A 1,436-nucleotide genomic window follows, 5' to 3' on the forward strand; every position below is an offset into this window, starting at 1 on the left:
TGAAGTGACCCCCTGGAGTTGGACACCTGATCCAACCCCGAGGGTTACATGAATAGATATGAGGTTTGTTTCAAATTGCAGGTCGCCAAAGAGGCCTGCAAGACCTCCACATCGGTCAAGGCGGTTGCCCGCCGCCATGGTCTGGAGTTCTCCACGGTCAGGCGGTGGGCAGCGACCTACCGGCTGCATGGCCGGCAAGGGTTTCAGCGCAAACCCCGATCCTATGATCTCCAGTTCAAGCTGGATGTCCTGGAAAAGATGGGCCAGCTGGGCATGTCGGCACGGGAGGCCACCACGCACTTCCAGATTGGAGATGCCGGCGCGGTGGGGCGATGGCAACGGTTGTATGCTCGCGCTGGCGCTCAAGCGCTGGCACCACCTCCACCACCGCCACCAAGACCGATGAAAAAGACCCGCTCGTCCAAGCCCGCCGAGGACATGAGCCGCGATGAGCTCCTCAAGGAAGTGGCCTATCTGCGTGCGGAGACCGCCTACCTAAAAAAGCTCGATGCCTTGATCCAGGAAGAGCAGGCGGCGCAGCGCGCAAAGCGCAAGCCGTCCAAGGATTGAGGCAGGCCCATGCGTTGCCGCTTTTGCTCGAGGCGGCCGAACTGTCACGCAGCACGTTCTATTACCAGGTGAACGCCTTGGCCCATCCAGATGAGGGCGAGGAGGAACTGCGTGGGCGTATCCGCGCGATTTACGATGAGAACCAAGGGCGCTACGGCTACCGTCGCATAACGCTGGAACTGGCCAATCAGGGCGAGGCCATCAACCACAAGCGGGTGCAGCGGCTGATGGCCGAGCTGGGGCTGCAATCGCGGGTACGCATCAAGCGCTACCGCGCCTTCAAGGGAGCGGCCAATGTCGTGGTCTCCAACGATCTGGGCCGCCAGTTTGAGGCCCAGACGCCCAACCAGAAGTGGGTGACCGACGTAACCGAGTTCAAGGTGCAGGGCATGAAGCTCTATCTTTCGCCGATCATGGATCTCTACAACGGGGAAATCGTGGCGTACCAGATGAAGCGCCGACCGGTGTTCGACCTGGTGGGGGAGATGCTGGACCAAGCGATCAAGAAGCTTTCGCCCGAAGATCGACCGATGATCCACTCTGACCAGGGCTGGCATTACCAGCACGAAAACTACCGCCACAAGCTCGCGAAGCACTCGCTGAAACAGAGCATGTCCCGGCGTGGCAACTGCCTGGACAACGCGGCCATGGAGAGCTTCTTCGGGACACTGAAGTCGGAATTCTTCTACCTGAACAGCTTTGACAGCATCGAAAGTCTGGAAGCCGGACTGGCGGAGTACATCCGGTACTACAACGAAGACCGTATCCGACTGAAACTAAAGGGCCTGAGCCCGGTAAAGTACCGGGAACAGGTCGCGCTGGCCGCCTGATCCCCCAACTGTCCAACTTTAGGGGGTCACTTCACC

The 1,436-nt window shown here is 59.7% G+C and carries 1 protein-coding gene; it reads left to right on the plus strand.

Going from position 1 to position 1,436, the window contains the following annotated elements; genetic code table 11:
- The first annotated feature begins 48 nt into the window (after window positions 1–48).
- Window positions 49–1,400, plus strand: a protein-coding gene (locus tag LC407_RS20785; protein WP_223483525.1) for an IS3 family transposase whose coding sequence is annotated in 2 segments (ribosomal slippage) — window positions 49–505 and window positions 505–1,400 — 1,353 coding nt in all. Because the reading frame shifts where the segments join, the coding sequence is not laid out codon by codon here.
- Window positions 1,401–1,436 lie beyond the last annotated feature (36 nt).

Origin of the sequence: Stenotrophomonas sp. OVS01A (assembly GCF_019969775.1) — a bacterium.
Lineage (GTDB): Bacteria > Pseudomonadota > Gammaproteobacteria > Xanthomonadales > Xanthomonadaceae > Stenotrophomonas > Stenotrophomonas indicatrix.